At 69.0% G+C, this 25,220-nt stretch carries 20 protein-coding genes; 5 read left to right on the forward strand and 15 right to left on the reverse strand.

The window, feature by feature from the left end; genetic code table 11:
* Positions 1–9: 9 nt before the first annotated feature.
* From QMK28_RS01465 to QMK28_RS01530, 14 genes are all read right to left on the reverse strand, one after another.
* Positions 10–588: a hypothetical protein gene (locus QMK28_RS01465; RefSeq protein ID WP_326435080.1), complete on the reverse strand. Its 579-nt coding sequence runs from the start codon at positions 586–588 to the stop codon at positions 10–12.
* A gap of 91 nt (positions 589–679) precedes the next feature.
* Complete coding sequence (locus QMK28_RS01470) at positions 680–1,441, reverse strand: maleylpyruvate isomerase family mycothiol-dependent enzyme (RefSeq protein ID WP_326435081.1); 762 nt, start codon at positions 1,439–1,441, stop codon at positions 680–682.
* Positions 1,438–5,073 (reverse strand): AMP-binding protein, encoded by a 3,636-nt coding sequence (locus QMK28_RS01475; RefSeq protein ID WP_326435082.1) that lies wholly within the window; start codon positions 5,071–5,073, stop codon positions 1,438–1,440. Before QMK28_RS01475 ends, QMK28_RS01470 begins: the two co-directional genes overlap by 4 nt.
* Positions 5,073–5,396 (reverse strand): acyl carrier protein, encoded by a 324-nt coding sequence (locus QMK28_RS01480; protein ID WP_326435083.1) that lies wholly within the window; start codon positions 5,394–5,396, stop codon positions 5,073–5,075. The genes QMK28_RS01475 and QMK28_RS01480 overlap by 1 nt, the downstream gene beginning before the upstream one ends.
* On the reverse strand, positions 5,389–6,912 hold the full coding sequence (locus tag QMK28_RS01485) for a PEP-utilizing enzyme (protein WP_326435084.1): 1,524 nt from the start codon (positions 6,910–6,912) through the stop codon (positions 5,389–5,391). The genes QMK28_RS01480 and QMK28_RS01485 overlap by 8 nt, the downstream gene beginning before the upstream one ends.
* The gene (locus tag QMK28_RS01490) at positions 6,909–7,907 is read right to left on the reverse strand and encodes an SDR family oxidoreductase (RefSeq protein ID WP_326435085.1); all 999 of its coding nucleotides are present in this window, start codon (positions 7,905–7,907) and stop codon (positions 6,909–6,911) included. The genes QMK28_RS01485 and QMK28_RS01490 overlap by 4 nt, the downstream gene beginning before the upstream one ends.
* The gene (locus QMK28_RS01495) at positions 7,904–9,091 is read right to left on the reverse strand and encodes an SDR family oxidoreductase (RefSeq protein ID WP_326435086.1); all 1,188 of its coding nucleotides are present in this window, start codon (positions 9,089–9,091) and stop codon (positions 7,904–7,906) included. The genes QMK28_RS01490 and QMK28_RS01495 overlap by 4 nt, the downstream gene beginning before the upstream one ends.
* A 14-nt stretch (positions 9,092–9,105) precedes the next feature.
* Positions 9,106–10,173: an acyl-CoA dehydrogenase family protein gene (locus tag QMK28_RS01500; protein WP_326435087.1), complete on the reverse strand. Its 1,068-nt coding sequence runs from the start codon at positions 10,171–10,173 to the stop codon at positions 9,106–9,108.
* Positions 10,174–10,366: 193 nt separating this feature from the next.
* The gene (locus tag QMK28_RS01505) at positions 10,367–11,341 is read right to left on the reverse strand and encodes a UbiA family prenyltransferase (protein WP_326435088.1); all 975 of its coding nucleotides are present in this window, start codon (positions 11,339–11,341) and stop codon (positions 10,367–10,369) included.
* A complete protein-coding gene (locus QMK28_RS01510) occupies positions 11,331–12,452 on the reverse strand; it encodes a 3-dehydroquinate synthase II (RefSeq protein ID WP_326435089.1) in 1,122 nt (373 codons plus the stop codon). The genes QMK28_RS01505 and QMK28_RS01510 overlap by 11 nt, the downstream gene beginning before the upstream one ends.
* Positions 12,453–12,526: 74 nt before the next feature.
* On the reverse strand, positions 12,527–13,270 hold the full coding sequence (locus QMK28_RS01515; RefSeq protein WP_326435090.1) for a fructose-bisphosphate aldolase: 744 nt from the start codon (positions 13,268–13,270) through the stop codon (positions 12,527–12,529).
* Positions 13,271–13,379: 109 nt separating this feature from the next.
* Positions 13,380–15,899: an FtsX-like permease family protein gene (locus tag QMK28_RS01520; RefSeq protein ID WP_326435092.1), complete on the reverse strand. Its 2,520-nt coding sequence runs from the start codon at positions 15,897–15,899 to the stop codon at positions 13,380–13,382.
* A complete protein-coding gene (locus tag QMK28_RS01525; protein WP_326435093.1) occupies positions 15,899–16,597 on the reverse strand; it encodes an ABC transporter ATP-binding protein in 699 nt (232 codons plus the stop codon). The genes QMK28_RS01520 and QMK28_RS01525 overlap by 1 nt, the downstream gene beginning before the upstream one ends.
* 98 nt (positions 16,598–16,695) lie before the next feature.
* Positions 16,696–18,240, reverse strand: coding sequence for a class I adenylate-forming enzyme family protein (locus tag QMK28_RS01530; protein WP_326435094.1), 1,545 nt, complete (start codon positions 18,238–18,240; stop codon positions 16,696–16,698).
* Between the two features lie 559 nt (positions 18,241–18,799).
* Between QMK28_RS01530 and QMK28_RS01535 the strand changes: the two genes are divergently transcribed.
* From QMK28_RS01535 to QMK28_RS01545, 3 genes are read left to right on the forward strand one after another with little or no spacing between them, the layout of a single operon-like run.
* Positions 18,800–19,468 carry a succinate dehydrogenase cytochrome b subunit gene (locus QMK28_RS01535; RefSeq protein ID WP_326435095.1) on the forward strand — a complete coding sequence of 223 codons (669 nt, stop codon included), beginning with the start codon at positions 18,800–18,802 and terminating at the stop codon, positions 19,466–19,468.
* A gap of 1 nt (position 19,469) precedes the next feature.
* Positions 19,470–21,419, forward strand: a complete 1,950-nt coding sequence (locus QMK28_RS01540) for a fumarate reductase/succinate dehydrogenase flavoprotein subunit (protein ID WP_326435096.1) — start codon at positions 19,470–19,472, stop codon at positions 21,417–21,419.
* Entirely contained in the window at positions 21,416–22,159 is a 744-nt protein-coding gene (locus QMK28_RS01545) for a succinate dehydrogenase/fumarate reductase iron-sulfur subunit (protein ID WP_326435097.1), read from the forward strand. Before QMK28_RS01540 ends, QMK28_RS01545 begins: the two co-directional genes overlap by 4 nt.
* A gap of 227 nt (positions 22,160–22,386) precedes the next feature.
* Here QMK28_RS01545 and QMK28_RS01550 read toward each other — a convergent pair whose 3' ends face one another.
* On the reverse strand, positions 22,387–23,340 hold the full coding sequence (locus QMK28_RS01550) for a ScbA/BarX family gamma-butyrolactone biosynthesis protein (RefSeq protein WP_326435098.1): 954 nt from the start codon (positions 23,338–23,340) through the stop codon (positions 22,387–22,389).
* 199 nt (positions 23,341–23,539) lie between these two features.
* Here QMK28_RS01550 and QMK28_RS01555 point away from each other — a divergent pair, with 199 nt between their 5' ends.
* Together QMK28_RS01555 and QMK28_RS01560 are read left to right on the forward strand one after the other, a co-directional pair.
* Complete coding sequence (locus QMK28_RS01555; RefSeq protein WP_326435099.1) at positions 23,540–24,175, forward strand: ScbR family autoregulator-binding transcription factor; 636 nt, start codon at positions 23,540–23,542, stop codon at positions 24,173–24,175.
* Entirely contained in the window at positions 24,172–25,173 is a 1,002-nt protein-coding gene (locus tag QMK28_RS01560) for an NAD-dependent epimerase/dehydratase family protein (protein ID WP_326435100.1), read from the forward strand. The genes QMK28_RS01555 and QMK28_RS01560 overlap by 4 nt, the downstream gene beginning before the upstream one ends.
* The last annotated feature ends 47 nt before the right edge of the window (positions 25,174–25,220 follow it).

Raw genomic sequence — 25,220 nt, forward strand, 5'->3', positions numbered from 1 at the left:
CTGCTCTTGTCAAGAGGTATTGAGTTCCTCGCAGACAAGCCGCATATCGCGATGCGCCACATGCCACACCGTGTGGTAGCTCTCCAGGAGCGGGGAGGCCAGATAGCCGAGCTCGCCCTTCTCCACTCTGAGGGCCGCGTTCTCCAGGCGCGCCGGGTAGCTCTCCCACAGCGGGATGGCGGAGCCAACGGCGTTCAGAGCGTCCCGCGCTCGGTCGTGCAGTTCGCGCAGCTGTTCCGCCACAGCCTCGATCGCGCCTCTCTGATAGGCGGTCACCAACTGTTTCAGCGTGCTGTCGTGGGCCTCGAAGCCGGCCAGCGCAGCGGTCAGAGCGGCGCGTTCGGCCCTGGTCGATTCTCCCAGCCATCCGGCCGCCAGCGACGTCGCCCGCTCGGTTCCGGCAGGTGTGAGGCCGTACATCTCACCCCGCGGGCTTCGCACCTGCCGTACATGGCCCGACTCGATGAGCCGCGTGATCGTTTCCAGCGGCTCGGTCACCTGCCAGAGCGAGAGGCGGTCGGCCTCCAGCCAGCCGGCCACCCGCAACGCGTGCAGGGCGGGGCCGTGGGTGTCAGGAACGTTCAGCACGGTGCCTCCTCCTCATTTCTTCGTCGTTCACTCGTCATTGCTCTGTGCGTGATTGCTCTGTGCGTGTCAGATGTGTGGTTCGCCGTGCGTCTCACAGAAACGCCTTGGCGTGCACGATGGCGAGCCGCGCCAAGGAACCGTCGGCGCGCAGCCGTTCCCGCGCCTCGTCCGCCGTGCGCCGGGTCACTGTCTTCACCCAGGCCTCAGCGGTCCCGGTCACCAGGTCGGTGGCGTCATGGGGGCCGAAGGCCCACCGGCCCAGCGGGCCCGCGTCGAGTTCGAGACGCAGCGTGCACTCACGGGGCGCCCGTACCCTCGCCCGCCGCAGAGCGAATGGCAGCGTCTCGTAGCCGAGCGAGGCCACGTGCCACGCTTCGGGAGTCAGCTCATCCGGCGCGCCGAGCGCCCGGCCCAGATCCTGGCCGTGCGCCCAGGTTTCCATGAGCCGGGCCTGGGCGAACGCACGGGCCGAAAGCCCCAGGCCCCAGGGCACCCGGGCATCGGGCCCGACCTGTTCCAGCGCGGCCGAAGTGGCGTCCTGGGCGCGGCACAGCCAGGCGACCAAGTCGTCCCGGCCCCTGTCCTCGGCTCTCGCAGCCCCGGCTGCCGTGAATTGTTCCGCTCCGGCGTACGGCCGCACCGCCTCGGCGAAGGTGCGGGGGCCGCCCAGAGCGGTGTCCGCCGCGACCTCCTCCGTATCCGCCAGATGGGCGATCTGATGCCGGACCGCCCAGCCCTGGGCAGAGGTGGGCAGGTCCATGTCCCGGTCGGTGGTGCCCTCCAAGAGGGCACGCACCGACTGGTACTGGGTGCGCAGGTCCCGCAGCTCGGTCCCCGGTCCCGGACCCTTCACCGGGCCCTCTTCGCCTCGGCGATGGCGATCGTCCAGCGGGCGTGTTCCCGCTGTCCGGGGACCGCCAGTACGACGAGTTCGAGCGGGCAGCCCGGCAGGTCGGCGCGCGAGGGGAGCGACGAGCCGGGGTGCGGGTGCAGATACGCCACCCGGCCGCCCCGGCCCGCCCAGACCTCGGCCGTCCGGGCGTCGCCGGTCGCGACGAGCCGGTCGGTCGGCGAGGTGGGCAATTCGTCCGCGGTCCGGCATACCAGCGCCCGCTGGGCAGCGGAGTCGCGCACCGTCCCGGGCGAATCCGGCCGGATCGCCAGCGGCGTGCCCGTGGCGTCGTCCACCAGGACCACGTCTTCGGCGGCCGAGCCCTCCTCGTAGGGCAGGCACAGCACTGTGGTGAACTTCGCCGCTTGCAGCAGCTCCTCGGGCCGGTCCGGGTGCGACCTGTCCGCTGCGGGGATCTCTCCCACCCACACCCTGCCGGTGGTGCCGCACACCGTCACCTCGGGGAGCGGGCCGCCGTCGGCGGACTCGCGGGCCCGGACGCGGGCCGCGAAGTCCGCGTCCACGATGTGGGCGCCGACCACCGTGGGCACGTTCAGCTCACGCGCGACCACAGCGGCGTGCGAGGTGCCGCCGCCTTCCAGGGTGACTACCGCCGCGGCGTGCACCATGGCCGCGAAGTCCGACGGTTCAGTCGTGGGGCGGAGCAGAACCGCCTCGCCGGCCGGGTGCGACAGGATCTCCTCGGTACTGGTGACCACCGGTCCGCGGGCAACCCCGGCGCACGCGGGCAGCCCCACGGCCAGCAGCCGCGGATGGTCCCCCGCCACGCTCGTCGGCAGTGGCGTGAACAGCGCGTCCAGGTCCATCCGCCGCAACGTCTGCTCCGCGGTGAGCTGTCCGTCGCGCCAGGCGCCCTGGGCCACTTGGTTGAGTACGTGCGGCGCGGCGGCCGCGGGCCGCACCTGCACCAACCACAACTTTCCGTTCTCGACGACGAACTCGACGTCGACCATGGCCTTCAGTCTGCGGTGCAGATGTGCCACCCGCTCGGCCAACTCCGCGTGCACGGCGCCGTCCTGCGCCCATAGCGCGCTGATCGCCTGCGGTGTGCGGGTGCCGGAGACCAGGTCCTCGCCGGTCGAACCCGCCACGTACTCGCCGAACAGACCCGCGTCGCCGTTGATCGGGTTGTGGCTGAACACCACGCCGCTGCCGGAGACGCTGCCCGCCATGCCGTAGGCCATCGCCTGCACCACGACCGCGGGACCGGGCTCCTCCGGAATGCCGTTCGCCCTCCGGTACTCCCGCGCGCGGTCCGACTGCCACGAGGCGCGTACCGCCTCGACGGCATTGCGCACCTGGTCGATCGGGTCCGCGGGATACACGCCGCCGGTCAGGTCGCCGTACAGCGCCCGCAGCCGGTCGAACCGCAGTCGCGGCTCCTCGGCCGGGCCGCCTTCCGCGCCGCGTAGCCGCGCGGCGTCCGCACCACCCACGTAGCGGCACAGATGCCGGGCCTGTGTGAGCAGCATCTCCCAGGCGGCGGCGGGGTCGCCGAGGCGCTGCGTCAGAGGTCCGATGTCCGCCGGGGACAGGCCGATACCGAGCAGGGTGTCCATCATGCCGGGCATGCTCGACGGCGGACTGGAGCGCACCGCCAGGCCCACCGCACAGGCGCGTGGGCCCATGGTGTCCGCCGCCGCGTCGGCCAGTTCGGCGAGCACCGTACGGATACGGTCCGCCCCGACCGGGCCCGCGGCCAGCTCATCCGCGTCGAATACCGCGAACGGCGGTACCGGCAGTCCCTCCTGGCGCATGAGCGTCAAGTGGAAACCCTTGCCCCCGAGCCGGGCACGGGACTCCGCGGGGCCCTCGCGGCCGGTGACCGGAGCGGGCGTGACGGCGATGCGTGACCGGCCGGTGGCGCTTGCCGTCTCGCAGCGGTACGGGAAGTCCTGGCCGACGTGTACGACCGACCCACTGAGCTCACCAGCCGTGAAGGACCGCCACAGCTTGGTCCGCTGCGGCTTTCCGCTGGTTGTCCGCGGTACGGCCAGGGCCCCCACGTGCAGCACGGCTGAACGCTCGATACTCAGGCCGAAGGTCCCCAGTACATCGCCGAGCCGATCGGTGTCCACGGTCCCGGCCGCGCGTTGCACGGTGGCGAGCACGGCCGGGCTGCCGCCCGCGGAGTGCAGTACCACGGCGAGCTTGTCGGGCTGCAACCCCAAGGCCCGCACCAGCGCCAGCTCAACGTCCTCCGCGGTGACGAACCGTCCGTTGACCTTGACCGAGTCGCCGGCCCGGCCGAGGACATAGATCTGCTCCTCCACCCGGAAGCCGAGGTCGCCGGTGCGGTAGCCGCCGGTGCTGAACCTCTCGTTTTCCGGCGGGTCGCCGAAATAGCCGGTCGACAGCGCGGGGGAGCGGACCAGCAGTTCACCGACGTGGCCGTCGGGGAGGGGATGACCGTCCTCACCGACCACCGTGATGTCCACGCCGAGCAGTTCGCTGCCGCACGATACGACGCTGTGCAGCGCCGCGTCGCCCGGCTCGGAGCGGCCCAGTCCGCGCTGCCCGACGACGTGCACAGGGGCGCCCGGGCTGAACTCCGTCGAGCCGAGGAGCAGCGCGCTCGGCTCCTGGCCCCAGCCGGCCGCGGACACCGCGAGAGTCGCCTCGGCCATGCCGTACGAGGGGGACAGCGTCTCCCGTCGGAATCCGCTCGGCGCGAGCAGTTCGTAGAGGGAGTCGAGCGCGGGCATGCTGACCCGGTCGGAGCCGACGATCAGCGCGCGCCAGGCGCTGAAGTCCATGTCTGCGACGTCCTCGGGGCGTATCCTCCGCATCACCCGTTCGAGAGCGAAGTTGGGTATCGCCGAGTGGGTTCCGCCGTGGCGGCCGAAGATCGTGAGCCACTCCAGGGGGCGCCGGATGAAGTGTTCCGGGCGCATGAGCCACACTTCGGCGCCGAGCACCACGGGGGTGACGAACAGGCCGATGAGGCCCATGTCGTGGTGGAGCGGAAGCCAGGAACCGAAGGAACACCCGGGCGCGATGCGGTACTTCTCCTCCAGCAGCGCGACCTGGGCGAGCACCGCCTCGTTGGTCAGCGTCACGCCCCGCGGAGCGCTGGAGGAGCCGGACGTGAACTGGATGAGTGCCAGGTCGTCCTTGGCCAGGACGGCGCGCGACCGGTCGGTCCCCTGCGGCGCGGGCTGCCCGGCGTCGACGACACGCAGCGGCCCGAGCTCGCCGTCCGGGCGAAGGTCCGCCAGGATGTCCAGCGTCTCGCCCGCACTCACCACGCAGTCGGGACGCAGGGTGGTGAGCAGGTCGGCGACGAAGGTGGCGTAGTCGACCGGACCCTGGTAGCCGTTGGGGGCAATGGGGGTCGGAGTGGCGCCGATGGCGATGGCACCGAAGAAGTACCGCGCGAACACCGGCCCGGAAGGCACCATCAGCGCGACCCGGTCGCCCTTGCCGACGCCGTGCTGCCGCAGGTGCCCGGCCGCGTCGAGCACCTGCTGCGCGAATTCGGCGTAGGTGTGGCGCTGCCACCGCCGGCCGTCGTAGTAGTTGATCCCCGCGTCCGTCGACGGGTCGATGAGCCAACTGGTGAGGTCGCGCATCACTCGTGCCCCACCTCCTGCGGGGCGGGATCGGCGCCAGGGGCCGCGATCTTCTCCTGGATGAGCTCCGCGAGGGCTCCGACGGTGTCCGTGGTGTACGTCTTCGGGGTGTCGATCAGCTCGATGTCGAATTCGTCCTCCAGTCGCGTCAGCACCTCCAGCAGCGCGAGCGAATCAAGGCGGATGTCCGCTCTGATGGAGTCGGTCAGCCGCAGGTCACGGTGGGGCTGACCGACGGCGATGGCCTCCTCCAGCTTGGTCACGATCGCTTCGATGCTGGGTCCGGCCACGACGTTGTCCGTAGCCACGCTGTTCTCAGTCAAGGGTCCTCACTTCTCCCGTATCACCGTTTACGTGCACGCGCCGTCCTGCGGCGATTTCGCCGGCCAGCGGGTGGGACACCACAGCGGGCACCCCCATCTCCCGGCAGAGGATCGCGACGTGCGAATACTGGCTGCCGCGTGCGGTCACCACCGCACCGACGAAAGGAAGGATCGGCATGATGTTCGCGTCGGCGCTCTCACAGACGAGGACGACGCCCTCTTCCGTCGGCATGTCCTCGATGCCGATGGCCACCCCTTCGAACACGCCCGGTGAAACACCGGTGGGGCGGCGGCGAGGCACGGCATCGGGCGAAGCGCCCGGCCGCAGGTCCAGATAGTCCGGCATGACGAGGCCGAGCGCCTCGGCGCAGGACTCCCTGCGCCTTTCGATCTCGGCCGGTGTGGGCACGACCTGACCGCTCAGCTCGTCCATCGACAGGTACGGCCAGTCGTCGTGCGCCACCCCTCGGCAGCGGGCCAACTCCCGGGCGAGTGTGCGGTGAACGTGCAGCAGCCGCATCGCCAGGGACTTGCTCTGCTCACGTACGGACATCATGTCGCCGAGGAAGAGCACGGACGCGTCGACAGCCCGGCCGCGCAGCGTCTCCCGCATGCCGATGAGAGCCTCGCGCGGGCTCACGTCGACCGCGCCGCCGTTGCCCTCCATGGGCTGGGCGAGCGGCCGCAACGCGTACTCCGACCAAGGGCTGTGCTGGTCGGCGACCTCGTAGAAGACCTTGTCCAGGAAGCTGGCCGGCCCGTCCTTCATGCTGCCGAGCCCGAACAGCCGGGTCCACGGAAGTTCGGCCGGCTCCCGCAGCCAGCCGGCCACCGAGTCCGCGTTCGGCACCAGCTTCTCGGTCACCTTGCGCCGGATCACCTCGGCCGCGACGGCACCCGAGGTGCAGGTGATGTGCACCTCCCAGGCGATCTCCAGCAGTCGCTTGCCACGCATGACGAACTCGCCGAGCCGCCAGTCGATTCCGGCCGCTGCGGCCTCGCGTACGTCCTGCTCGAAGGCGAACACCTGCTGTTCCAGCTTGGCGTTGCGGGTGCGCAATCCCAGCAGTTCGGTGAACATCCGCGGGCCGACCATCACCTTGCGCCAGCCCATGACACGTTCGATGTCGGACGGCGGTGGCGGTGCGACGCCCTCGAAGTACGCGTCGGTGACATCGCGCGGCTCGGTCAGCACGACGTTGTCGGCGACATGGCAGTACGCCGTCAGGTTGTGGTAAGGGCGCAGGCCGTGGTAACCGGTGAAGACATAGGTGGAACCGGTGGTCCATCGCGGGTGACCGAGGACTCGGCCCGTGAACCGGCGGGTGCCGAGCTCCATGGGACGGCCGACGAGCGACCAGGACATCGGAGACAGTCGCTCGGGAGCGACTTCGCCGAAATTGCCCGCCGAGTAAACCCGCATCCGAGGATGGACATGGGTGTCCATCCGGCAGAACGGGGGCTGCCACGCGGAGGCCGGCGCTGTGTCACCGGACGCGATCGCAGGTTGGGTCATGGCGTGCTCACTTCCGCGTCCACGGGCAGCAGTACACGCCGCGCATCGCGCAGGATGTCCGCTGTCGCCGATATGTAGCCGGGCCGTTCGACAGGGCTCGGCCACGGCAGGGCCTCCAGCACGTCCGGGGCGAGAGACGGCAGCGGCGAGGTGTACTCCAGGGTGCTGTCGGTGAGCCCCATCCGACTCGCGACCAAGCGCTGCAGCCAGCGTCCGCGGGTACCGTCCACCAGCCGCGGAACCACGCCGTACGGCTGGCACAGCTCATGCAGCACCCGCGCCAGCGTCGGCCGCTTGGGGTCGAAGTAGGTGCACACAGCCGGGGCTTCGGCAGCACGGGCCAGTGAGGCGACCACCCCGGCGGCGGCGGCCACGTCACCGACGTAGACCGGGAACCGCCCGCCGCGCTCCAGGAACAGCGGCATGCCCTGCAGCAGGCTCGGCAGAGCCTGCAGCGGACCGCCGGTAGCGGGCACCAGCTCCGCGGGAGCCGGGCCGAGCAGCGGGCCGAACCTGACGATGCTCACCGGAACCCGCCGCTCACGCCTGGCCAGCGCCTCACTGCGGTACTTGGCGTATTCGTACCAGTTGCGGAAGGTCTGGCCCACGGCCAGCTCGCCGTTGCCGACGACACCCTCGGCGCGGCCGAGCGCCAGCAGCGACGACACATGCACCACGCGTCGCACGGAGGGCAGCTTCGCCGCTGTGTCCAGCACGTTGCGGGTGCCGGTCAGGTGCAGGTTGACCAACGCTGACGGGTCCAGGTCCCAGTCGACAGAGCCGAAGCAGGACACCACGGCGTCGACGTCGGCCAGTTCGGCGAGCGCCTCGGGCGACAGGCCGAGGCCGGTCGAGGTGACATCGCCGACGATGGCCTCGCCGTGCCGGGACTCGCCCCGCCGACTCAGCTCTACGACGCTGTCTCCGGAATCGGTCAGCAGCTTGGTCACCCAGTAGCCCAGGTATCCGCTGGCGCCGATGACGAGAACCTTCACTGGAACCTCCCGAGCGGCAGGTTGGCCACGGGCGCGGTGGGGTGCTGCTCGTGCAGGTCAAAGGTGACGCGCAGGATCGTCTCCAGCGGCACCGCGGGCAGCCAGCCGCCGGTCAGACCGGCGAAGCGGGTCCGCTCGAAGACGCGGTCGACGGTCACGTAGCGCAGTCCGTGCAGTCTGTTGCCGGTCTGCCGGCTCCAGCGGACATACCTTGTCCCCACCCGGGTCACCATCTCGAGCATGGAGCGTGAGGCCGGCACCAGCCGCGGGACGCAGTAGCGGGAACCGGTGTCCATCGACTCCAGTTGTGCCAGCAGCGCCGCCAGGGTCGGGGCACGCTCGCCGGCCGCGACCTGTGCGATGGTTCCCGACCGCCAGTCGGCGAACCCGTTACGGCGGCCTTGGCCGAGCATGCGCAGCAGGGATTCGCCGATCACATCGCGCGGCAAGGTGTCCACGCGTGCGCCGCGCTGGGCGGGCAGCACCCGCAGGCGCTTGTCCTCCTCGCGCCGGGACACCAATTGGTAGAGCGAGCTGCGCCGAGTGGTGCGCGCGGTCAGGGAGTTGCCGACGACGCCGCCGACCCGCGCCAGCGCGAGGGGGTGGTCGGTGCGGCGGGCGCGGGCCATCAGCGCCCGCTCGGCGGTCCATTTGCTGAGCTCGTACGGGGTGCGGTCCACGTTCGGGGGGAGCAGGTCCTCCACGACGACGCCGTCGGAGAGCCCCGCGACGAACACCGAGCTCGCCGACAGGTACGGAACCGGGCGCCCGAGCCGCTCGCTGAGCGCCTTGCTGAGGTCGAGGCCGTGCACCGCCCCGAGGACGTTCACTTGGTCCAGCGCGGCGTGGCTCGCCGTCCAGTCGGTGGCTCCGGAGAGGTTGAGCACGGCGTCGATCTCGCCGAGCTGGTCGAGGTCCGTCTCGGACAGGCCCCAGCCGGCGCTTCGGACATCCCCGACGACCTGCTGTGTGACGGACTCGCCCATGATGTGCGCGGCCCGCGGCCTGCGCCGTACGAGCCCGATCACGGAGGGCGCGTCATCGCCGGACGCGTGGCACGCCTCCAGCAGCCCCTGGCCGACCTGCCCGGTCAGCCCGGCGACCAGGATGCGCATGCCCTGCGTGCCCGGCGCGCCGGATGTCCGCGGCCGGGAGTCCAGGAAGTGCTCTGGGGGAGAACTCACCCCGTTCACCCCGTTCACGTCGAGATCCGGATGGAGGAGTCGTACGCCTCGGCGGCGCCGCGCAGCTCACCGGCGACGAGGGCGAGCATCATCTCGTCCGTGCCACCGCCGATCCGGGCCAGCCGGACGTCCTGCCACATCTGGCCGAGCGGCGTCTCCCGGGGGAGGTAGCCGGCTCCGCCGAACATCTGCATGCACTCGCTCATGAGACGTTCCGCCAGCCGGGCCGCGTGCACCTTCACCGCGGCGATCCGGGCGATGAGCTTGCGGTCCAGCGGCTGGGTCATGAGCTGGTCGGCTGTGTGGTTAACGGCCCCGCGCAGCACCTCCAGCTCGACCAGGACGTCGGCGAGCCGGAATTCCAGGTGCTGATGTCCACGCAGTGGCCTGCCGAACTGCACCCGTCGCTCGGTGTGCTCCACGGCCAGCGCCAGGGCGTGGCCGCAGGCTCCGAGGACCTGTGCGGCCACCGCGAGCCGCTCGAAGGAAAGGCCGTAACTGACATTGGCCAGGCCCAGGCCGGGGCGGCCGAGCATGGCTTCCGCCGGCACCACGACGTCGTTGAACTCCACCGCCACTGTGTCCAAGGCGTGAGTGCCGAGCTTCTCGTGCTCGCGGACCAGGTCGGCGGCCTCCAGCGGCACGACCAGGGTCCCTAGCCGTTGGGTGGGCGTGCCGGAGCGGTCGGCGAGCCGGCACAGGACGATGACGAAGTCGCCGACCGCGCCGAGGGAGACGTACTTCTTGCTGCCCTTGATTCGCCAGCCTTCGGAGACCGGCGTGGCCAGGCACTGTATGGCGGACAGGTCGCTGCCGCCGGCGGGCTCGCTTGCGGCGAACGCGCCGATCGCCGTACCGTCCAGCGCGCGTTCCCGCAGGTCGGCAAGGTAGCCGGAGCTGCCCCCGAAGCGATGCAGCATGGCGAGTACGGACTCGGTGTGCAGACTCACGCCGACGGCGATCCCGGTCGGCGCCCTCTTGGCGACCTCCTCGGCGAGGGCGGCGCCGAAGCGCACGTCACCAGGGTGTTCCCCGCGCCAACGGTGGCGCAGCACGCCGAGCTTGCCGAGCCTTTCGAGCACACTGCGCGGGAACCTGCGGAGTTCGGAAGGTTCACCGATATCAGAGAGAGACTCGCGGACCGCGTCGCCCAGCGGGCCAGAGAATTCAACAGCGACAGTATCGGAAGCGACTGCCATATTTCCCCCCAAAAAGAATGGCTAGTAACTATCAATCTCTCGGCAATGAGTTAAAAAGGTGCCGGTCGAGGGCGCTTCAGCCGATGAACAGAGTCGGCACGAGCAGTCCCAGGAAGCCGAGGTCGTAGCCGATGAACCCGCACAGCCGGGCCTTGAGCCAGTTCTCCTGGCCCACGCCGAACCACAGCTGCGCGATGTGCAGGCCCGCGGCGGGCAGCAGCGTCAGGGCGGCCCACCACGGCACCGACGGCAGTGCCACGAAGGCGGCCAGCAGCCCGACATCAACGATGAAGAAGGTCACCATGGCCGATTTGAAGACCTTGGGTCCGCTCACTACCGCCAGCGTCCGGCGGCCTACGGCGGCGTCGCCGTCCTTGTCGTTGACATTGGAGTACGAGATCACCATGACCAGCCACAGGCCCATGAGCAGCGCTTCCAGCACCGCGGCCGTGGACCAGCGCTGTGCGAGCGCCAGGTAGGGGAAGATCAACCCCCCGGCCGTGACCAGTCCGAGCATGGACTCCGAGCCGCCGGTGCGGAAGCTGAACCGGAAACCGCCCGAGTACTGCACCGAACATGCGGTCACGACGAGGAAGATGACCACCGACTCGGCCGGCACGTCCCAGCCGAGCACCGCGAACCCGCCGAGCCCGGTGACCAGTGCCGCCGCCCCTGTGACGGCGGCGAAGATCTGCGCCTGGCGTTCTGTGATCGCCCCGCTGAGCAGCGGCTTGCGCCGGATGTCCCGGCCCAGGTCGCCCTCCTGGTAGTTCATGCTGTCGCTGCCGTTGCGGAAGCCGATGACGTCGTCCACCGCTGAGGTGCACGCCACGATCGCCGCTGAGGCCACCAGGAAGAGAGCGAGGGCCACGGCGGCCCCGGACCGGCCCAGGGCCGCCGTGTCGAGCAGGGCCAGTGCCAGCGCCCATGGGAAGAAGTGCTGGTACACCGTGGCCTTCGAGAGCCGGACGAACGCCCGGGTGGTTTCCCACCCGGAGCGCTCGGCCCGGTCCCCGCGGCCCGTGCGCGAAGACGTGGTCTCAGTATTCATCGATGTACTCGGACACCTTGATGCCCACGTGCCGCCCGGGCTCGGTGATCATGCCGAGCAGTGTGCTGCCCGGGGTGACGTCCGTCAGGTTCTTCGCCTTGCCGTCCCCGCCCATGACACGTACGTGCCAGTCGTCCTGGAGGATGACGTTGACCGTGACATCGCCGTACCGGGCCTCGATCAGCCGCAGCGGCCGCATCTCGACCTTGACCCGGCCGATCCCCACCTCCCGGAACTGGCCGTCGGCCGCCACCGCGTGCGACTGCTCGCCGGCGCGCAGGTCGGTGATGTACGCCGTGTCCTGCGCTCCGAAGACGTAGGAATGAACCGCACCCGCGTTCACCCGGAACGGCCGCAGGTTCATGTACGGCAGGTAGTGCACCTCCGCGCACACCAGGATTCCGCCGGACGACGTGGAGCCGATGATCATCCCCTCGTCCTCGCCGAAGAGCGTCGTGGTATCGATGCACCCGCGGTAACCCATGCCCACCGGCTCGGCCCGGATGACCTCAAGCTGGACGAGATCCTTGTGCACCTTGCGCTGCGCCGCCACGACCGACGTAACCAGCTCCACGTCGCTCAGCCGCTCGGCGGAGACCATCAGCCCGGCGGGCCCGCTCTCCAGCACGCCGGCCACCGTGGACGCCTCCGCGGTGTTCAGGAGCTGCTTGACGATGCCCGTCTTCGTGCTCTGCGCCTTCGCCAGCAGCAGTTCGAGGGGGATGTTGGTCTCATCGCTGAACGCGGCGACGACGACGTCCACCTTGCCGGACAGGTCCGCGGCCTCGTTCATCGTGTCACCGTCGACGATCTCGCAGCGGACGACCAAGGGGCGGGAGCCGACTACCTGCCGGGCGAGATCGATATCCGCGGGGGAGCGGGCGATGATCATGTCGACCCGTTCGTCGGCGGATATCTGCTCCGCGACGTCCGCCTCCTCCGCGCCCACCAGGCAGGCGGTCCGCAGCCGGTCGATCGGCTGCCAGTCCACGTACTGGTCGTGGCGCAGCACGAGGACGGTGGCCGAGGACGACCGCAGGTAGGCGAGAGTGTCGGGCGTTTCCGCGGGAGTCAGTGTGCTGACGTCCACCCAGAGTTCGGTCATGGTCATGAGGTTCCTCCTGTCAGAAGCGGTAACTCTTGAAGCCGTCGGCTCCAAGGTCTGTCTCGGTACGCCGAGCCGGGTCAGCCCGCCGCGAGGGCCGATACGTCTCCGTGCACGACAGCGCGGAGCTGGGCCACCGCGTCGGCCGGGTCCGGGCTGCTGAACACCCGGCGGCCGACGCACAGACCTGCCACGCCGTGGCCGATCGCGTCCTTGGCGGTGGCGACGAACTCGTCCCAGCCGCCGGCGGCCTCGCCGCCCGCGAGGACCACTGGCACCTCCACCGAGGCCACGAGCTCACTCAGGTACTCGGGCCCGGGATGCGCGGCCTTGACCACATCCGCCCCGAGTTCGGCGACGGCCCTGGCGGCATGGATGATCGCCAGGCTCTGTTCGCGCCCGGTGTGCTGGGTCTGCGCGTAGGTCATGACGAGCAGCGGCAGCCCGGTCCGGTCGCACGACGCCGCGACGCGGCCGAGATCGGTGAGCGCCGCCCGGTCCTCCTGGCTCCCGCCTCCGAAGGTGACGTGCACCGAGACCAGGTCCGCGCCCAGGGCGAGGGCGGTCTCCGGGTCGCAGACCCGTGTCTTCAGCTCGGAGCCGGAGCTGAGCCGTGTGTTGCCGGACAGGTGCACGATCAACGCCGTGTCTCGTTGCAGAGGCATGGAGTTGGCCGCTGAACCGCGGTGCATCACGACACCGTCGGCGCCGCCGTCGACCACCGCGCCGAGCACCGTGCTCATCCGCGACAGGCCGCCCTCGCCACCGGTCGTCAACGCGTGGTCGACGGCAACCAGCAGGGTGCGTCCGTCCGCTCCCAGCACACGCCGGAGTCGGCGCTGTTTTCCTGTAATCACGACTGTTCCCCCGTAGTTCTCCTGATGCCGCCCGGGTTCCGGGCGAGTTGGAAGTGTCGCCACCGCGACCGCCCGGCTACTCCTGGGCCAGCAGTTCCCGCAGTGGCGGGTTCGCCCGGCGGGGGTTGGCCACCGCCAGGGCGAGCAGCATGCAGAGCACCACCAGGGGCAGGCTGAGCACGCTGAGCAGCATCGGCACGGTGATCGGGGGCAGCAGCCCGCTCGTCCCGGCCTGAGCGTCGAGCATCGCCGGGATCGCCAGGCAGCCCACGGGCAATGCCACGATCCACGAGCTGAACGCGATCAGCACCGACTCTGCGACGAGCTGCCGGTTGATCGCCTTCTTCGTCGCGCCGGCCAGCCTGGTCAGCGCCAGGCCGCGCTGCCGCTCCACCAGGCCGGAGGCGAGTGTCGCCGCCCCCACCAGTACGGCGAGCAGGAACATCACCCAGGCGAAAGCCTCGAAGGCGCTCACCAGCCGGGCGGTGATACCCGCGAAGGCGTCCCGCATCTCCGTCTGGTTCGGGACATGGGCCCGCGGATAGCGGTCGCCGATTTTCTTCTCCAGAGCGCTTTGGACCTGGCCGACATCGGCCCCGTCCTTCACGCCGATGTAGAACGCGTACACACCCTTGGTGGCGGTGAGTTCCTCGTAGAGGCGCGTCCCGGCGACGATCATGCCGCCGTCGGAGGCGGAGTCCTCCAGTACGGACTTCACCCGCACGGTGCGGTGACCGCTGGGCAGCGGAAGATCCATCGTGTCGCCGACCGAAAGGTCGCGGGTGCGGCCGAAGTTCGACGAAATCGCGATCTCGTCCGTGCCGAGCGTGTGGATGAAGTCCTTCGCGCCCTTGGACACCTTGAGCTTGGTGAGCTTGTCGGAGTCGCCTTGCGCCCCCCAGCTCCACACCTGCACCTTGCGGCCGTCGAGGCCGACGTTCGCGTAGCTGAAGGAGGTCACGGCATCCACGCCGTCGACATCGCGCAGCTCCTTCTCCAGGGAGATGGGGAACTTCTCGTTCTGCAGGTTCTGCCCGACCGGGGCTGCCTGGACGAACAGCTCGCCCTGAGTCCACCGCTCCACGGAAGACGCCACATCGTTCTTGATACTGCTGGACACCCCGGCCATGGCCACCGACGTCACCACAGCGACGGTGAAGGTGATGCTGAGCGCTACGTTGCGCCGCCAGCCGAGCTGCAGGTGCCTGCTGACGGCCAGCCGTACGGCTCCGGGATCCCCCTTGCGCAACAGCGTGCCGACCATCACCGGCAGCACCACGCTGAGCAGGGCCGCACCGATGAACAGAAACACCAGGCTGGTCGACTTGACCATGTCCCCGCCCAGCGCCACCAACAGCGTCCCAATGGCGAGAGTGATGAACCCGGCGACGAACCGCGGGCCGGCGCCGCCAGGCATCAGCGCGATCTGGTCGCGTCCGGTCACCGCTTCGATCGCGGTGATCTTGGTGAAGCGCCGCACACCCGACAACCAGGCCACGGCGAACATCAGCACCGCGGCGACGAACGCGCCCGCCACCGGCCACTGCCAGGGCAGGCCCGGAGTGACGGCCTGCTGGGTCAGGTCCGTGATCTGCTGGGTGAAGGAGCCGAGCAGGGTGCCGACGAAGACGCCCAGACCGGCCCCGATGACGTAGGTGCCGAGCAACAGGGGAACCATCACCGCGGCCGAACCAAGCATGAGGTGCTTGGTGCGCACGCCGAACAACCGCATGCGGGCGAGCGTCTTGCGGGCGTCGTCGAGCGCGAGCCGCCAGGTCAGGAACAGCACTACGGCAGCGGTGAGTACAGCGATCACCGCGAACATGCCCAGGATCGTGAGCGAGGTCCTGAACGTCTTGCTGTAACCGGAGAGCAGGTCGCCGGGGTGCTTGATGTCGGCCGCGCCGTCGACCGCCTTCTGCGCCACGGCGGCGATCTCGCCACGGCTCTTCTTGCCCGGATCGAGGAGGAGCACGTCGCTGTTATCGCCACGATCGAAGGCGGTGGCGACACTGGGCAAGGGAGCGATGACCACGGCACCGCGGTTGGCGACCTCCCCGTTGAGCAGGCCGGCCACCTTCCAGGTCTGCATACCGGTGGGCGATCCGACATGGATCACGTCGCCCTTGCCCACTGCGTGGTCGTCGGCCCACACCGCGGACAGGAAGACCTCGTCGGGACCGAGCCGGGTACGGCTGATCTCGTCCGCCAGCGTCTTGTCGGTGAGGTTTCCAAGACGCTGATCGACGCCGAAGACGATGATCGGGGTCGTGTCACCGCCGGGCTTGGTGGCCACACTGGTGCTGATCACCAGGGCGCGGGAGCCCCGCACCCCGGTCTCCCGCTCGGTGCGGTCCACCACTGCCTTGCTCATGCCACCGGGGGCCCTCGCCTCCACCGCGACGACGTTGTCGCGGATGCCGCTGATGGAGGCGCCCTTGATCGCGTCCAGTACGGATGCGGAGACCAGCAGCATCGCGGTGGTCAGCAGTACGCCGCCGATGCCCGCAGCGATGGCGGCGGCCATCCGGGCGGGCCGCTGCCGCCAGCTCCTGCTCAGCGAGCGCGCGACCAGGCGAGCGGGGTCGAGCGCCATCACGCCTTCCTCTCGGTGCTGACCACTTGGCCGTCAACGATGGTGACGACGACGTCCGCGCCCGCTGCCAGGTCCATATCGTGCGTGATGATCAGCCCAGCCGCGCCGGTGGTGGCGACGAGCTTGTGGAAGATCTCCTGAACCTGCTTGCCGTTCTCCTCGTCGAGTGAGCCCGTAGGCTCGTCGGCGAAGATGATGGCCGGCTCGGCGACACAGGCTCGGGCGACGGCCGCGCGCTGCGCCTCGCCGCCGGATACCTGACTGGGCCACTGTCCGGCTCGGTGTTGGAGGCCGACCTCGGCCAGCATGTCGCGGGCCCGGTCGAGGGCCGCTGACAGCTTCATTCCGCCCATCACGAGCGGCGCTGCCACATTCTCCTCAATGGTCAGGGATGGGATGAGGTTGTCCTTCTGCAGGACGAATCCGATTTCCTTGGCCCTCAGTCCCGCCATTTCGGCCTCACTGAGTGTGGCCAAGTCCCGGTCGAGCAGTGTCACCGTTCCCGAGGTCGGGCGGTCGAGGCCGGAGAGACAGTTAGCCAAAGTGGACTTGCCACTTCCGCTCTTCCCCACGATGGCAACGAATTCTCCCGCGGAAACATCCAGACTGCAGTTCCGGAGGGCCGTCACCGTGGTATCTCCGCTGACAAATTCGCGCTGCACGTTTTTGGCGCGCAGCACTATTTTTTTCTCGGTCACTCGACAACCGTCCCTATCGATATGAATGAAACATGCCGCTGGACTGGGCGCGTCCGGCGGTACGGACCAGCCGATGGAATCGGTTCCGGTCGGCTGAATCAGCCGGTGAGTCGCCCGCGCAGGATTTCCCGCCGCACCTTGCCGGTAGCCGTCCTGGGAATGTCGTCCCAGGCCACTGAGCGGGGCGGTTCGAGCGAGGGCATGTCATGGGTCGCCGCAGCCCATCGCTCGTCCGTAATGGGCACGGCTCCTCGGCTCGCGATGACGGGGAGCAGCCTTCCGTCCGTCTCCAGAACGACGACTTCGGACAGTTCAGGGATACGGCTCATCAGCACGTCTTCGAGTGCGATCCCGCTGGGCGCCCCGTCCAGTCTCTCGACCTGCCGGTCGAGCAACCGGAGCGCACCGGAGCGCCCGAGCGAACCCCAGTCTCCGGAGTCCCACCAATCACCGGCCGACAGGTGTTCCGTGCGCTCGGGAAAGTTGAGGTAGCCGGCGAACATTCCCTTGGACCGCACCTGAATCCGGCCTTGCCCGCCCTGCGGGAGCTTGCGGCCGCTTTCGTCGACGACGCGGACCCGGTCATATCCGGGGATGGCCCAGCCGACGCGATGTCCCGCCAGCTCCGCATCCACACCACGTCGCCCCCGGGCCATGCCGCGCATGCGCACACGGCAGGAGATCGGTCCGAGTTCCGACTGCGCGTACACCTCGGTGAACACCGGCAGACGACGGCGTGACCCGGCAAGCATGCGGTCGACCGTCCGCGGGTGCATCGCGTCGAACGTGCCGAGGAAGATCCGCACCGAGGCCATCGCGCCAGAGGCTGCCAAGTCCTCCCACGTCACGTAGGTGTTGGGGTGCGTCTCCAGATACTCCGGCCGCCACCGCTCCAGCAACCCGCCGATGCTGTCCGGGTCCTCCGACGCGCACAACAGAAGCGACAAGCGTAGCCGCAGGGCGCTGAGGATGCCCGACAACGTGCGTACGTGCACGGGCGATATGGCCGCCGCCAGGTACCCCCGGAGGAACATCGGTCGCAGCATCCTCGTCTGCACAGACGACTGCTGGTAAAAGCTGGCACGGGTATGGATAACGAATTTCGGCACACCCGTCGTGCCGGACGTGTGAGTCGCCAAGTAGGGGCGGTCCGGAGCTCTTTCGACGCCGTTGGGCGGCAATGGTTCCGCGACCTTTGCAGAAGGGCGCGACACGGCGTCCTCCCAGACCAGCGTGGCAGCGTTTGAGGACAGGCCGTCAGGGAAATCACCCGCGCGCGCTTCGCTGATCAGCAGATGCATCGGGTACGGCACGTCTTCAAGCGCGGCCCGCGCGGTCTGCGCGTCGAGGCCAGGGCTGATCAACACCGGGATGGCGCCGATGGCGGTCAAACCCGAGACCGCCACAAGAATGTCGAGAGGGTTGTCCAGGCGCACCACACACCAGGACTCCGCTGAGATACCCTCGGCCGCCGCGGTATATGCAAAGCGTTTTGCGGCGGCCGCGATTTCGCTGGGTTCGACCGTACCGCCCTTGACCACGACGGCTGCGGATTCATGGTCGGTTGCCCAAGGGCGTGTGGCGACGCGGCCCACGGCAGTCAGTTGAGCGAAAAGCAAGTCAGCAGACTGAGGCGTCTCCATAGCAGCATCTCCCCCGAGATAGTCGGGTGGTGAGGCATTTCGCTTCACTACCCGAAAAAATGCTCTAGCCAACTACTGACTGCCCGCCAAGAAGACTAGGACTTCCAGGCGTTGGCTGGTTCAGCAGGTGGAAGAATCTGATCAAGTTCTGGATTGCGTTGTCAAGCAAAGTCCGCTGCTCGCCCTCAGGGAAAGCTGGCCCATACGGCTCGTGATCATCACGTCACTGCTGGTCAGGTGGCCTGGGCGGGCCCAGGGCGGGCGGGCCGGTCCCGCAAGGCGCGTGACCCACGTCACGCGGAGCGGCTCTCATCGCACCGTGAGAACCGGACGGGGTGCCACCGCGGCGACCGACGGCGTTCTCGCGATGGACCAGGGGCGTTAACGCCGGCCGCTGCCAAGTCGCCACCGGCCGGGCGGATATGGCTGTCACCGGCGTCCCCCGGATCATAGGGGATAGCTATCGGCTCGAACCAAAATACGTCTTGGACCAATGCGACTAGTACGTCTACGGTCAGTGTTCATGGCACTGGCTACACGGACGGACCGACGGCCGTCGATGACGCGAACGCTCTGGGGATCAACCGTCGGCAAAAAGATCGTCATGGCCGTGACCGGCCTGATCATGCTGTCCTACCTGGTCGTCCACATGATGGGCAATCTGAAGATCTTCTTCGGGGCGGGTGAGTTCAACGGTTACGCACACTGGTTGCGGACCCTTGGCGAGCCCTTCCTGCACTATGAGTGGGCGCTGTGGATCTTCCGGGTCGTGCTGGTCGCCGCAGTGGTCCTGCACGGGGTGTCCGCGTACCAGCTCAGTCGGCGGGATATCGCGGCGCGCCCCGTCTCGTACGCCCGTAAGAAGCGGCGCGCGAGCTATGCGACGCGCACCATGCGCTGGGGCGGCGTGATCCTTGGACTGTTCATCGTCTGGCACCTGCTGGACCTCACGACCCTCACGGTGAACGAGAACGCCCAAGCGGGGCACCCGTACGAGAATGTCGTCGCGACCTTCGACACCTGGTACGGCGATGTCATTTACATCGTTGCGATGCTGGCCCTCGGGCTCCACATACGGCACGGCTTCTGGAGCGCCGCTCAGACCCTCGGCGTGGGTAACGCGATCCGCGACCGGATCTTCAAGACCGTCGCCAACGTCCTCGCGGCGGTGCTGACCCTGGGATTCATCTGTGTACCCGTCGCCGTCATGACTGGAGTGGTGAGCTGACATGACCGAATACACCGAATACGGTGTCGGCGAGCCGATCGCCGACACCAAGGCCCCCGACGGCCCGATCGCCGACCGCTGGGACCGCCGCCGCTTCGAGGCGAAGCTGGTCAACCCGGCCAACCGCCGCAAGCACACGGTGATCGTCGTGGGCACCGGCCTCGCGGGCGGTGCGGCGGGAGCGACGCTGGCCGAACAGGGCTACCACGTCGTGCAGTTCTGCTACCAGGACTCGCCCCGTCGCGCCCACTCCATCGCCGCACAGGGCGGCATCAACGCGGCCAAGAACTATCGCAACGACGGCGACTCGGTGCACCGGCTCTTCTACGACACCGTCAAGGGCGGCGACTTCCGCGCCCGCGAGTCCAACGTCCACCGCCTCGCCCAGGTCTCCGCCGCGATCATCGACCAGTGCGTGGCGCAGGGCGTCCCCTTCGCCCGCGAGTACGGTGGCCTGCTCGACACCCGCTCCTTCGGCGGCGTCCAGGTCTCCCGTACGTTCTACGCCCGCGGCCAGACCGGCCAGCAGTTGCTGCTCGGCGCCTACCAGGCGCTCTCGCGGCAGATCGCGGCCGGCAGCGTGGAGATGCACCCGCGCACCGAGATGCTCGACCTGATCGTCATCGACGGACGGGCACGAGGAATCGTCGCCCGCGACCTGATCACCGGAAATATCTCCACTTACTTCGCCGACGCCGTGGTGCTCGCCTCCGGCGGCTACGGCAATGTCTTCTACCTGTCGACGAACGCCATGAACTCCAACGCCACCGCCATCTGGCGGGCCCACCGGCGCGGCGCGTACTTCGCCAACCCCTGTTTCACCCAGATTCACCCCACCTGCATCCCGCGCTCCGGCGACCATCAGTCCAAGCTGACGCTGATGAGCGAGTCACTGCGCAACGACGGCCGGATCTGGGTGCCCAAAGCCCAGGGCGACACCCGCCCACCTGCGGAGATTCCCGAGGACGAGCGCGACTATTACCTGGAGCGCATTTACCCCGCTTTCGGCAATCTCGTGCCGCGCGACATCGCCTCCAGGGCCGCGAAGAACGTGTGTGACGAGGGCCGTGGCGCCGGACCCGGGGGGCAGGGTGTCTACCTCGACTTCGCCGACGCGATAGCGCGCATGGGCAAGGAGAAGGTCGCCGAGAAGTACGGCAACCTTTTCGAGATGTACGAGCGGATCACCGCGGAGAATCCGTACGAAACGCCGATGCGCATCTATCCGGCGATCCATTACACGATGGGCGGGCTGTGGGTCGACTACGACCTGCAGACCACCGTCCCTGGTCTGTTCGCGATCGGCGAGGCCAACTTCTCCGACCACGGCGCCAACCGGCTCGGCGCCTCCGCCCTGATGCAGGGGCTGGCCGACGGCTACTTCGTCCTTCCCGCGACGATCAACGACTATCTCGCCCGCCACCCGCACCACGACAAGCTCGACGCGAGCCACCCGACGGCGGTCGCAGCCGTCGCGGAGACCACCGAGCGACTCGAGCGGCTGCTCGCGGTCGACGGCGACCGCACCCCCGACTCCTTCCACAAGGAGATCGGCGAACTTCTCTGGGAGTACTGCGGCATGGCCCGCACCGAGGCGGGCCTGCAAAAGGCACTCGGCCGCATCCCCGAGATCCGCGAGGAGTTCTGGCGCCGGATCAAGGTGCCAGGCAGCGGCGAGGAGCTCAACCAGTCCCTGGAGAAGGCCAATCGCGTCGTCGACTACCTGGAACTGGCCGAGCTGCTGTGCCTGGACGCGCTGCACCGCAGCGAGTCCAGCGGCGGACACTTCCGCGAGGAGAGTCAGACCGACGGCGGCGAGGCCGCCCGCAAGGACGACGAATTCTCGTACGCCGCTGCCTGGGAATTCACCGGCACCGGTGCCGCGCCCGTCCTGCACAAGGAAGACCTCGTCTTCGAGTACGTCCATCCCACCCAGCGGAGCTACGCATGAGGCTTGTTCTCCGCGTCTGGCGCCAGCGCAACGCTGACGCACCCGGCGCCATGGTCACTTACCGACTCGATGGCATCTCCGAGAACATGTCGTTCCTGGAAATGCTCGACACCCTCAATGAGGAACTCATTCTCAAGGGTGAGGACCCCGTGGCCTTCGACCACGACTGTCGCGAGGGCATCTGCGGCGCCTGCGGCGTCGTCATCAACGGCGATGCCCACGGCCCGGAACGCACCACCACCTGCCAGCTCCACATGCGCCACTTCCGCGACGGCGACACCATCGACATCGAACCGTGGCGGGCCGGAGCCTTCCCGGTCGTCAAGGACCTTGTCGTGGACCGCAGCGCTTTCGACCGGATCATCGGCGCCGGCGGCTACATCACGGTCCCCACCGGTGCTGCCCCCGAGGCGCATGCCACCCCTGTGCCGAAACCCGTCGCGGACGCGGCCTTCGAACACGCCGAGTGCATCGGGTGCGGAGCCTGCGTCGCGGCCTGCCCGAACGGCTCCGCGATGCTCTTCACTTCGGCGAAGATCAACCATCTCAATGTGCTGCCTCAGGGCGCACCCGAGCGCGAGACCAGGGTGCTCGACATGGTGGAGACGATGGACGCGGAGGGCTTTGGAGGCTGCACCCTGGCCGGCGAATGTGCGACCGCCTGCCCGAAGGGCATCCCGCTGCCGTCCATCGCCGCCATGAACCGGGAGTTCCTGAGGGCCAGCGTGCGGCCCCGCTGAGCAACCGAGGCTCTCGCTGAGATTGCCGACGCTATCCGGACCTGCGTAGGTCTCGGGTTCGCATCCCGAAGGCGGCTCAGCGCCAACCCCAGGTCAGAGTCCATTCTGACCTGGGGTTTTCTCGTTACCGCTGCCTGCCGGCCTCGGCCGACAGGTCCTTGAACTCCTGCCGGTCGTCCCGGGGATCGATGGGCCGCCCGTCCGGACGGCTGCCCCAGGGGCCGTTGTCAGCGTGCGGTGTGTGTGGGGGCGGCGGCGGAGACCGGGGCCTGGGCGGGGATCGGGGCCAGGGTGACCAGGGAGGAGAAGATCTCGCGGTCGTTCTGCTCGGCGGTGATCCGGACTCGGTCGGCGAACGGCTTCGGGGGCGAACCGTGCTCGGACGAACCGCTGTCGGTGAGCGGCTCGGCGGTGACCCAGCAGGGGACGTCGAGTTCGGCGTAGCGCGAGAAGACGGAATCCATGCCGGTGACGGTGACCGGCGCGGGGTAGGCGGTGGCCAGCGCGGCCTGGCGCGCGGCTTCCAGCAGCAGCATGCCGGGGGTGTGGTCGACCAGGTGGTCGAAGAAGATGGGGTGGGCCGTGTCGGTGCGCAGCTGCCAGCGGCGGGGCCGGTCGGTGGAGGCGAGCGCGACGTCCTCGAAGCGGTCGCGGCCGAAGGGCGTCATGGCGGCGGGGGGCGGCAGCGGCAGGGCGCGCGCGTTGGCCGCCGCGATGTCGGCGTAGGGGCCTCGCAGCCGGTTGTAGACGGCCCGGTCCTGGATGGTGAAGCGGGAGCGTGCGGTGGCCAGCTGACGGCCGGCTCGCTCGACCTCGACACTCAGCGTCACGGCGGACGCGTGCTTCCTGCGGTACGTGACGTCGGAGCAGGTGATGTGCAGTGCGACGTCGGCCGGGTCACCGTCGTCGTAGGTGGCCTCCGGGCGGATGTCGAAGGCGAAATCGTGCCACATCAGTTGATGGCCGAACGGCACGCCGTAAGCGCTGTGGGAGAGTAGGGGCAGGGTCTGCCGGATCGTCTCCGTCAGCAGGAGTGGATCGTGCAGTCCGTTCCGGCTGGTGTAGAACCGGTGGGTGCGGGGCCACTGGGCGATGACGGTGAAGGTGTCGTCCCCGGTCCGTTGCCAGCTCTTGAGCAGCACCTCTTCAGCGTTCGTCTTATGCGTGAATGCCTGGTCCACGGGTATGAGAGTGCTGGTGAGGTGACTCTCTGTAAGGTGCAACGACATGGCTCCCCCTGAATGCTGTGTCTTCGGGCGTGCAAGAACTGTGTGTTCGGGCGTGCGAGAGTGGCAGCGGCGCTCTGTGGGGCGAGTAGGCCGGTAGGAATAACATAGAGGTCGTTCTTTTTGTTTGTCGAGGGTTTGGAGGGCGAGAGTTATGGCACGACCCCGTCAGGAGCGTGCGGAGCAGACGCGCTGGGCGCTCCTTCACGCGGCAGCGGAAGCATTTGATGAACACGGTTACGCCGGGGCGGGGTTGAACAAGATCCTGGGACGGGCGGGCGTCACCGCGGGCGCCATGTACTTCCACTTCAAGTCCAAGGAGGACCTGGCCAGGGCGGTCGTGGTCCAGCAGGCCGCCGAGCTGTGCTTCCCCGAGAAGAACGTCGGCCTCCAGCAGCTGCTGGACATGTGCCAGTACCTGGCCGTGCGGATGCAGGGCAACGTGCTCTTCCGCGCCGGTGTCCGCCTCGCGGTGGAGCAGAACGAGACGAACCTGCTGGACTACTCGATCTATGACTGGTGGGCCGAGCAGTTCCAGGAGCAGCTCATCAAGTCCAGGGAGCTCGGGCAGCTGCTTCCAGAGGCGGACGAGGCGCGGTTCTCCCGGGTCCTGGTCGCCGCTTACACCGGAACGCAGATCATGGCCAGGATCTCCTCCGGCCGGGCCGACCTGCCGGACCGGATCAGTGACATGTGGCGATGTCTGCTGCCCGCCATCGCGCCCCCCGAGGTGATCGCCACCCTCGACGTCTCGCCCTGGCCGTCGGGCCGGACTGCCGAGGGCGCGTGAGACCTGTGCGGGTGCTGGTGACGGGTGGGACGGGGTTCGTCGGTGCGGCGGTCCTGCGGGAACTGGCGCGGGAGCGGGCGGGGGAGTCGGCGGGGGAGCCCGCTGTGTCGGTCCGGGCGGTGGCGCGCACCGTCGCCGCCACCCACTCGATCCCCGCACCCGCCGCTGGGGACGGAGCGGCGAGCGCGGGAATCGAGTGGGTGGCGGCCGATCTGTCGGACCCCGGCTCGCTGCGGGGCGTGACCGACGGCGTCGACGTCCTGGTCCATCTTGCTTCACGTGTTTCCGGAAGCGAAGAGGAGTGCGGCACGGTCAACATCCACGGCACCCGCGCCATCCTGGCGGAGGCCCGGCGCTCCGGCGTGCGGCGGATCATCCACCTGTCCACCGCCGCGGTCTACGGTCCGGGCCCCCACCGCGGCATACCCGTCGGCGGTGTCACTCCGCGGCCGCTCTCGCACGCCAGCAGGACCAGGCTGGCCGGTGAGCGGTACGCGCTCGACGCGGGCGCCGTCGTGCTGCGGCCGGGGCTGGTGTCGGGGGCCGGTGACCGCTGGGTGGTGCCCGCGCTGCGGGAGCTGCTGGAGCGGGTGCCGGCCGGCTGGGACGGCGGGCGCGGGCGCGCCTCCATGGTGGACGTCGGCGACCTGGCCCGGCTCATCCGGGCGCTGGTGCGCACGGGGGCCGCGCCGGACGGCGGCGTGTACCACGCCAGCCACCCCGTACCCGTTCGCAATAGTGAACTTATGGCGCGGCTGGCGGAGTTGACGGTGCTGCCGGCGGTCACGGGCAGCCTGTCCTGGGCGGAGTGCCTGCGACGGCTGCGGGAGACTCCGGGGCGGATCAGCGAGCGGCAGTTCACCCTGCTCGCCGGGGACCACTGGTACCTGAGCGATGACGTCTGGCGGCTGACCGGATGCGCCGAAGGCCCGGGACCGCTGCAGCGGCTGGCCGACGCCGCGCCCTGGTACCGCGCCCACCTCGCCGGCGCGGTCTGAGCGCGGGGCCGGGGACGCCGGAGGTCTGAGCGTCGGGCTCCGGGGCG

The sequence above is a fragment of the Streptomyces sp. H27-D2 genome, assembly GCF_035828615.1.
In the GTDB taxonomy this organism is placed as follows: domain Bacteria; phylum Actinomycetota; class Actinomycetes; order Streptomycetales; family Streptomycetaceae; genus Streptomyces.